This is a genomic window from Morganella morganii H1r (genome assembly GCF_000633515.1).
In the GTDB taxonomy this organism is placed as follows: domain Bacteria; phylum Pseudomonadota; class Gammaproteobacteria; order Enterobacterales; family Enterobacteriaceae; genus Morganella; species Morganella morganii_B.
Genome location: NZ_AYMP01000044.1, coordinates 63,125 through 71,255 on the forward strand (window position 1 = coordinate 63,125; position 8,131 = coordinate 71,255).

The 8,131-nt window shown below is 49.0% G+C and carries 9 protein-coding genes; 4 read left to right on the forward strand and 5 right to left on the reverse strand.

Annotated elements, in window-relative coordinates; genetic code table 11:
* Window positions 1-107: 107 nt before the first annotated feature.
* Entirely contained in the window at window positions 108-317 is a 210-nt protein-coding gene (cspE, locus tag U868_RS0120185; protein WP_004239901.1) for a transcription antiterminator/RNA stability regulator CspE, read from the reverse strand.
* 478 nt (window positions 318-795) lie between these two features.
* Between cspE and pagP the strand changes: the two genes are divergently transcribed.
* Window positions 796-1,401 (forward strand): lipid IV(A) palmitoyltransferase PagP, encoded by a 606-nt coding sequence (gene pagP / locus U868_RS0120190; RefSeq protein ID WP_025154856.1) that lies wholly within the window; start codon window positions 796-798, stop codon window positions 1,399-1,401.
* A 55-nt stretch (window positions 1,402-1,456) separates the two neighbouring features.
* On the opposite strand, the gene U868_RS0120195 is transcribed toward pagP, so the two are convergent.
* Window positions 1,457-2,857 carry an amino acid permease gene (locus U868_RS0120195; protein WP_025154857.1) on the reverse strand — a complete coding sequence of 467 codons (1,401 nt, stop codon included), beginning with the start codon at window positions 2,855-2,857 and terminating at the stop codon, window positions 1,457-1,459.
* A gap of 139 nt (window positions 2,858-2,996) precedes the next feature.
* Window positions 2,997-3,143: a PhoP/PhoQ regulator MgrB gene (locus tag U868_RS0120200; protein ID WP_025154858.1), complete on the reverse strand. Its 147-nt coding sequence runs from the start codon at window positions 3,141-3,143 to the stop codon at window positions 2,997-2,999.
* 207 nt (window positions 3,144-3,350) lie between these two features.
* On the opposite strand from U868_RS0120200, the gene U868_RS0120205 reads away from it, so the two are divergent.
* From U868_RS0120205 to brnQ, 3 genes are all read left to right on the forward strand, one after another.
* Window positions 3,351-3,734 (forward strand): helix-turn-helix domain-containing protein, encoded by a 384-nt coding sequence (locus U868_RS0120205; RefSeq protein WP_025154859.1) that lies wholly within the window; start codon window positions 3,351-3,353, stop codon window positions 3,732-3,734.
* Window positions 3,735-3,974: 240 nt separating this feature from the next.
* Window positions 3,975-4,781 carry a sugar-phosphatase gene (gene yidA, locus U868_RS0120210; RefSeq protein ID WP_025154860.1) on the forward strand — a complete coding sequence of 269 codons (807 nt, stop codon included), beginning with the start codon at window positions 3,975-3,977 and terminating at the stop codon, window positions 4,779-4,781.
* A gap of 157 nt (window positions 4,782-4,938) precedes the next feature.
* Complete coding sequence (gene brnQ / locus U868_RS0120215) at window positions 4,939-6,261, forward strand: branched-chain amino acid transport system II carrier protein (protein ID WP_025154861.1); 1,323 nt, start codon at window positions 4,939-4,941, stop codon at window positions 6,259-6,261.
* A gap of 60 nt (window positions 6,262-6,321) precedes the next feature.
* Here brnQ and U868_RS0120220 read toward each other — a convergent pair whose 3' ends face one another.
* Together U868_RS0120220 and U868_RS0120225 are read right to left on the reverse strand one after the other, a co-directional pair.
* The gene (locus U868_RS0120220) at window positions 6,322-6,936 is read right to left on the reverse strand and encodes an ankyrin repeat domain-containing protein (protein WP_080694399.1); all 615 of its coding nucleotides are present in this window, start codon (window positions 6,934-6,936) and stop codon (window positions 6,322-6,324) included.
* 139 nt (window positions 6,937-7,075) lie between these two features.
* Entirely contained in the window at window positions 7,076-7,909 is an 834-nt protein-coding gene (locus U868_RS0120225; protein ID WP_025154863.1) for an N-acetylmuramoyl-L-alanine amidase, read from the reverse strand.
* Window positions 7,910-8,131 lie beyond the last annotated feature (222 nt).

Genomic DNA, 8,131 nt, shown 5'->3' on the forward strand with positions numbered 1-8,131 from the left:
AATTTGCGTCAGTGATATACACTCGTTGTTGAAACGGCTATCAGGCTGTCGCGTTGACCACGCTGGTAAAACCAACTATCAGAGGCAGTTATTGCTGCCGGCGATAATTATGCTTTAGTGACGTTGGCAGCAGCAGGGCCTTTAGGACCATCCTGCACTTCAAATTCAACTTGTTGGCCTTCAGCAAGTGTTTTGAAACCATCGGTCATGATTGCAGAGAAGTGAACGAACACATCTTTGCTGCCATCAGCCGGAGTGATGAAACCAAAACCTTTTGATTCGTTAAACCACTTAACGGTGCCTTTAAGTTTAGCCATTGATAAAATTCCTATCCTACAAATTTGCCGATAACCGGCGTATACAAACTAGTCGTTACTGCTTAAAAAACAGAAGCGTACCTCGTTTACCCATTTGAGTTATCACATAGGACAGGTCGGAAATCAAGCGATTTTTTCAGCGGGAAGATCTGGTGCACATATTTAGAAATATTAATAACATGTTCCGGTAAAGTTATACGAAAATTTGATAACCGCTTGTGTTTAAACATATAAAGAAATTACAACTTTGTGTCTTTCCTGCAAGAACGATAAGCTGTCTTACTTCATTATTTCCATACTAAGAATCTGCCGGGTGCCGGAGTCCGTTGATATTTTGTTTAGATTTAAGCCGGACAGGCAGTATAAAAATAATATGAAATCTATGTTATTATTATTGTTATCTATTAATTATCATCTTTTGTTATGAGCAGAATAATCGTTTTAGGATAAATGATTATTGTCACACCAGGAGTCATTCATGAAGCTTTCTTTAAGCACAATCAGCGCCCTGACGCTTACCTCCCTGCTGATGGCCGGACAGCCCGCAGCAGCACAGGAGCAGCACACATTAAATAGTGACAGCGTCACAAATGATACAGCAGCTTCAGAAGGACTGTGGGGAACATTTAAACGCAATGTCACCAACGTCTGGGAGTCAGACCAGTATGATTTATATGTTCCGTTCTGGACATGGCATAACCGTCTGACCTACGACAAAGAAAAAACAGATAAATACAATGAAAAGCCGTGGGGTGCCGGGTTCGGCAAATCCTACTATGATGAGGATAATGACTGGCACAGCCTGTACGCCATGGCATTTAAGGATTCACACAATAAATGGGAGCCGATTGTCGGTTACGGGTTCCAGAAGATGTGGATGCCGCAGGGACAGGACGGCTTCAAAGCCGGTGTCGGCTTTACCATTGGTGTGACGGCGCGGGATGACTATCACTATATCCCGATCCCGGTACCGCTGCCGCTGGCATCGGTGGAATATAACCGTTTCGCGATTCAGGCGACGTATATTCCGGGCACTTACAATAACGGTAACGTCCTGTTTATGTGGGCCCGCTGGCAGTTTTAAGTACTTTTGAACATAAAAAACCGGGGATTTTTCCCCGGTTTTTTATTATCTGCAGTTATGCTTTCGCGGCACGGCGGCGTTCATAATAGCGGTATGTCAGCCACAGGAAGCCAATCCAGAACGGCAGCAGGATCACTGATATCCGTAACGGCTCCATCAGCGCGATCAGCACCAGGATAAAGGCCAGGAACGCAAGACAGATATAGTTGCCCCACGGATACCACAGTGCCTTAAAGAACGGCTCCACGCCCTCTTTTATCTTCGCCTGACGGAATTTCAGGTTAGAGATACAAATCATGATCCAGTTAATCACCAGCGTGGTGACCACCAGCGACATCAGCAGCGAGAATGCTTCTTTCGGCAGCAGGTAGTTGATCAGGATCCCCACGGAGGTGACCAGGCCGGACAGCATAATCGAGTTCACCGGCACCCCGCGCGGGCTGATACGCTGCAGGAAGGATGGTGCATTGCCCTGCCGGGCCAGGCTGTAGAGCATGCGGCTGTTGCTGTAAACACCACTGTTATAAACAGAAAGCGCCGCAGTCAGTACCACCACGTTCAGCGCATGGGCAATCCACAGATTGATATTGCCCTGCACAGAATCCGCAGCACCAATGGTATGACCGATTTCACGGAAGATCCGCACAAACGGACTGACGTTATCGACAATGTTTGTCCACGGATAGAGAGAAAGGATAACGGTAATGGAACCGATATAGAAAATCAGGATACGGTAAACCACCTGATTGATGGCTTTCGGAATGCTGTAACGCGGGTTTTCCGCTTCCGCTGCCGCCAGACCGACCAATTCGAGGCCGCCGAAGGAGAACATGATAATCGCCATTGCGAAAAGCAGACCACTCCAGCCATGCGGCATAAACCCGCCGAGCTCCCAGAGGTTAGTGACAGAAGCCTCCGGGCCGCCGTTACCGCTGATCAGCAGATAAGCACCAAAGGCAATCATGCCGAGGATGGCCACCACTTTGATCATGGCAAACCAGAATTCCGTTTCCCCGTAAACCTTGACGTTCACCAGGTTAACCAGGTTTATCAGCACAAAGAAGATCGCCGCAGAGATCCAGGTCGGAACATCCCACCAGAACTTGATATACTCGCCGACCGCGGTCAGTTCCGCCATGCCGACCAGGACAAACATCGCCCAGTAGTTCCAGCCGGATAAAAAGCCGGCAAAACCACACCAGTATTTATGGGCAAAATGGCTGAATGACCCGCTCACCGGCTCTTCCGCCACCATTTCGCCAAGCTGGCGCATGATCAGAAACGCAATAAACCCGGCGACTGCATAACCGAGCAGGACAGAAGGCCCCGCCATCTGAATCGTTGTGGCTGTTCCCAGAAACAGCCCCGTACCCACAGCACCACCCAATGCGATAAGCTGTATGTGTCTGTTTTTTAATCCGCGCTTGAGCGTCTGCTCCTGCTGTACTTCTGACATTAGATCCTCTGTAACGGCTATATTATTATTCTGCGTCGTGCATCACTGCATCCTGAAAAGTTTAAGCCCGTTATTAAAACATCATTTTGCTGCCTTGAATACCGTTAGCAACAAGATAATCAGAGGGAAAAGGCAAAACTCAGCCCTTGTCTGACGGAATAAATTTCGTAATCTCACAGATTCCCAGCATAAAATCCTCACGCTGATCGCAGTACTTATCGAGCGCCGCAATATAAAAAAATACACCGGCAACAATCAGCAGCAGGATAATTATGATTTTTTTCATGTTTCGCCTATTTTCATCTGAATTATACCCGTTAACAAGATTTCGTTACATTCCGGTATCGTCACATACTTTAGCGGAATGAGTGTGCTGTTTCACAAAAAAATTCATTTCATCAGCAGGAAGCGCATAAACAGATAACACCCTGTTTTGTCATAATGAAATAAACTTGTATACTTGGAAAACCCTGAAACTGAGCCGAAATCATCAATGCCGCAAGATAATCATGTCGCACTTGTGTGCGCACTTAGCAAATGGATAGAAAACCACACGGGTCGTGTCATCCACCTCGAAGAACTGGCTGCCTATTCCGGGTACTCGCTCTGGCATATGCAGAAGATCTTCAAAGAAGTTGCCGGTATCTCGCTCGGCAAATACATCCGTCAGCGCCGTCTGGCCGGTGCGGTTAACGCCCTGCGCCAGAGTGAACAGACTATCTTTGATATCGCCCTTGATTTCGGTTTCGGGTCACAATCTCATTTCACCTATATGTTCCGCAAAGAATATAACATCACCCCTTACGACTACCGCCAAAACCCGGATATCATCCTGGATATCAAAGAGCCGTGGCATTTCACTCACGACTGTAACTAAGGCAACTTAAACAATTAATAACAAAATTATATTTAGCCATATGATTTCAACTATCCCATTCCGCATTCGGATCGGCAGGAGAAATTCCTGCCACAGCACAATATACGGCGTATTCAGCTGTTTTTGATGAATAACGGCAATCTTATCGCACAACAGGCGACTTTATTGACATCCCCCCCGAATGGCGGCATAACATTTTAACTGTCTGTTATTTTGTTGCCGCTGTTTTCAGGAGCCTGCATGTCCGTAAAACTTATCGCCATTGACCTCGATGGCACCCTGCTTAACTCTCACCATCAGATTACCCCCGCTGTCAGTGCTGCTGTCACCCGCGCAAAAGAGAAAGGTCTTCATATCATCCTGACGTCCGGCCGCCCGTTTAACGGCATTCTGCCCTATCTCAGAGAATTAGGGCTGGATCAGGCCGGTTATTACTGTATCAGTAACAACGGTGCGGTGATTCATGATGCTGAAACCGGCGAACCGGTGATTGAAACGCTGATGGATTTTGAGGATTACCGTTATTTTGAAGCGCTCGCCCGCGACATAAACGTACATTTCCACGTGCTGAGTAACGGCGAAATGTTCACCACAAACCGGGATATCAGCCACTATACTCTGATGGATGCTTATCTGACACAAACACAACTGTACTACTGCCCGCTGGCGGAAATGAGCAGCGAAATGCAGTTCAGCAAGTTTATGATGGTTGATAACCCGGTGCGTCTGAGTGAAGCCGCCGGGTATATCCCGCAGGTCTCCTTTGACAGCTACAATATTCTGCGGACGGCGCCGCATTTTGTGGAGATTTCGGCCAAAAATGCCACCAAAGGACGTGCGGTTGCACTGGTCACTGAAAAACTGGGGCTGACACCGGACAAAGTCATGTGTATCGGCGATCAGAACAATGATATTTCTATGCTGGAGTACGCCGGAGTGGGTGTCGCTATGGGTAACGCCGCTGACCACATCAAGCAAAAATCCGGATATGTGACAACCTCCAATGATGAGGATGGTGTGGCAGCAGCCATAGAAAAGTTTGTGTGACCGGGATTATATTTTTTCAAATTCCCCTAATCAGGGAATTTGTTCCGTTTACTCTTCAGCGTCTTTTAATCAACCTGTATTTTGTTACTATTTTGACGGTTTCATTTAAAAAATAACTAAATCACAGTATTTAATTTTAACATGTACAGGTTGTTTTATGTTTTCAACAAAAGACATGCTCGTTCTCGGGATGATGGTTTTTGCGCTTTTCCTGGGTGCGGGCAATATCATTTTTCCGCCGATGGCGGGTTATCACTCGGGTACTGACTGGTTCAGTACCTCCCTCGGATTTATCGTCACCGGCGTGGTTCTGCCGTTTCTCACCCTGATTACTGTTGCGGTCAAAGGCCGTGGTGAGCGGCTTTCTGTCGATCTGCCGCGCTGGGTTTCGGTGACATTCTGGGTGGCGCTCTATCTGATCCTCGGCTCAACATTCGCCATGCCGCGTGTCACCAACACCGCGTATGAACTGGGTTTTCTGCCGCTCGGTTTTGTTGAGAAAAGCACCGCCAGCCATCTGATTTTTGCCTTTGTGTTTAACTTTGTTTCCCTGTTTTTTATGCTTAAACAGGGAACGATGATCAGTGCCATCGGTAAGTTTATGACCCCGGCGCTGCTGTTCCTGCTGGTCGCTGTGGGGATCGCCGTGGTGCGCACACCGCTGTCACCGATTAATGAACCGATCAATCAGTATGTGGATTTTGCGTTCTTCTCCGGCATCGTTGATGGTTATCAGACCATGGATGTGCTGTCGGCAATGGCATTCGGCGGTATTGTGGCCCGTGCCCTGGCATCACGCGGGATCACCTCACCGCAGGAAGTGGTGGTTATTACCATCAAGGCCGGGCTGATTGCGGTCGGCCTGCTGGCTGCACTCTATATCTGTCTGTTTTATCTGGGTGCGACCAGTGATGCGGTGTCACAGACAGCCACCAACGGCGGACAGATTTTCTCCCGTTATGTCGATGCCCTTTACGGCGCGCTCGGTACCTGGCTGATGTGCGGTATCGTACTGCTCGCCAGTATGACCACCTTTGTCGGCGTGACCAGTGCCTGTGCGGATTTCTTCGCGACATTCAACCCGCGCCTGGACTACCGTTTCTGGGTAGTGGTATCCACACTGCTGACCACCATTGTCTCCACCTTCGGTCTGGATACGCTGCTGCGCGTCACCGTTCCGGTGCTGCTGCTGATCTACCCGACCACCGTTGCGCTGGTGTTCCTCCAGTTTGCGCGCCGTAAAATGCGTAATCCGCGCTTTACCTACGGCTTTACTGTTGCGGTACTGGTAATGATGAGTGCGCTCGATACCCTGAATAACATCGGTCTGCTCAGTGAAAATGTGCTGGCGGTATTACACCGGATGCCGCTGTTTAAGGAAGGACTCGGCTGGTTACTGCCGGGTGTGATTGCCTTTATCATCTCGTTCATTGCCGGTAATATGAGACCGGCAAAACCGCAACCGGATGTGACTGCGTAAAAACACAAAAGCCCGGTCATCTGACCGGGCTTTTTTCTGTTATTCATGATGTGCGGCTGTTCAGTGTGCTCCCGCCTGTTCCAGAACAGCGGCCAGATTACGGTAGCCATGACGTTTTGCCAGGGTCAGTGGTGAATCTCCGGAGCCATCCGGCAGATTAACATCCGCTCCGCCTTCAATCAGCAAGGTGACAATATCCGCATACTTCTGACTGCCGTCACCTAGAATGATCGCTTCAATCAGCGCTGTCCAGCCAAGATTATTGACATGGTTAACATTCACCCCGGCATCAATCAGTGTTTTCACTGTTTTGACATGTCCGCGCTCTGACGCGGGGATCAGCGCCGTACCACCATAACGGTTTGTACTTTTCAGGTCTGCCCCGTGACTGAGCGTCATTTCCAGAATATCCTGTAACCCGCGCGCGCCGGCATATAAATACGGCGTATCCATAATGGCATCTGCGGCATTCACATCGGCGCCCTGTTCAATCAGATAGCGCGCCACGATGATGCGGTTACCGTGTACTGCTGCCATCAGCGGTGTGCGCAGACGGTTATCACGCTGCTCAATATCCACGCCCTCTCCGATTAACTGCTGAACCGTAACGAGATCGCCCTTTTCTGCGGCAGTGACCAGCTCAGTTTTACGTGTTTCTGCCATACCTTTCGCCATTGTTATCAATAAGAGACAAATAATACCGGATAAGCCAATCAGAATGCGTTTTTTCACTTTGTCACTCCTGTTGTACCGCTCCTGTGAATCCCCTTACCATAACAAAACAGCATAATTTATCACCGGACAAATAACAGGGTTATTGTGCGCCGTATTTTTTCAGAAGGGCTTTCACCAGCGCCAGCGTCTCCGCATCCGCTTCCCCGTTAACGTTATGAGAGCGAAAATGCATCTGGAACGCTTTAATCACATTACGGGTTTTTCCGTCCGCCTTACCGGTTACCGTCATTTCATAGCCGTATTTTTTCAGTGCCTGCTGTAATTCACCAACGCTGATTTTATCCGACGGATGACGGTTGCCGAGAAAACGTTTCACATCAGCCGCTTCCGGCCAGGCACCGATCCCGCGTTTTGCCAGGTATTCCCACGGGAACATCGGTCCCGGATCCAGTTTGCGCTGCGGCGCGATATCACTGTGTCCGACCACATTTTGCGGGGCAATATTACGCCGGGCGATCACATCCTGTGCCAGTTTCACAATCAGATCTATCTGGGCGGTCTGATACGGCACCCAGCGCTGCCCGACAGACATTTTCACTGTCCCCGGATTGACAATCTCCACCCCGACTGAGCTTTTATTCAGGCTGCTTTCGCCGCGCCAGTAACTTTTTCCGGCATGCCAGGCTTCACTGCCCTCCGGCACCAGCTGCAATACCACCGGTTTGCCATCGCGGACAGCCGGGATTGTCGGTACCAGATACTGAACACTCACTCCGCCAGCGGTCAGCACACGCAGTGATGCCTCATCATTCAGCGCGGTATAATGAAAAACCAGATAATTATTCGGCTTGGATAACCACGGTTCTTTGATATTCCGCTGATCAACAATAAACTCACCACGATCAATATACCGGCTCTGATTACTGCATCCTGTCAGTATCAGCACACACACCAGACACACACTACGCCACATCTTTCTTTATCCTGTACAATGTTATCCGGCACGATACCGGCACAGCCCCTTTACCGGAAAATATGTCCACCGCATTATTCACAACGGGCATACTATCACGGGCGGGTATTATGACGATTTCACAGCGGCAGTGCTATGCTCTGAACGCGAATCATCATGATGTTTTTCTGCAACAGACGGCTGAAAACGTATGATAAAAAATACCCGCCGCAGCGCTGAGGA

Bases quoted from the DNA above. Each gene is read 5' to 3' on its own strand.
- cspE (WP_004239901.1), bottom strand. From the start codon at position 317: ATGGCTAAACTTAAAGGCACCGTTAAGTGGTTTAACGAATCAAAAGGT.
- pagP (WP_025154856.1), top strand. From the start codon at position 796: ATGAAGCTTTCTTTAAGCACAATCAGCGCCCTGACGCTTACCTCCCTG.
- U868_RS0120195 (WP_025154857.1), bottom strand. From the start codon at position 2,857: ATGTCAGAAGTACAGCAGGAGCAGACGCTCAAGCGCGGATTAAAAAAC.
- U868_RS0120200 (WP_025154858.1), bottom strand. From the start codon at position 3,143: ATGAAAAAAATCATAATTATCCTGCTGCTGATTGTTGCCGGTGTATTT.
- U868_RS0120205 (WP_025154859.1), top strand. From the start codon at position 3,351: ATGCCGCAAGATAATCATGTCGCACTTGTGTGCGCACTTAGCAAATGG.
- yidA (WP_025154860.1), top strand. From the start codon at position 3,975: ATGTCCGTAAAACTTATCGCCATTGACCTCGATGGCACCCTGCTTAAC.
- brnQ (WP_025154861.1), top strand. From the start codon at position 4,939: ATGTTTTCAACAAAAGACATGCTCGTTCTCGGGATGATGGTTTTTGCG.
- U868_RS0120220 (WP_080694399.1), bottom strand. From the start codon at position 6,936: ATGGCGAAAGGTATGGCAGAAACACGTAAAACTGAGCTGGTCACTGCC.
- U868_RS0120225 (WP_025154863.1), bottom strand. From the start codon at position 7,909: ATGTGGCGTAGTGTGTGTCTGGTGTGTGTGCTGATACTGACAGGATGC.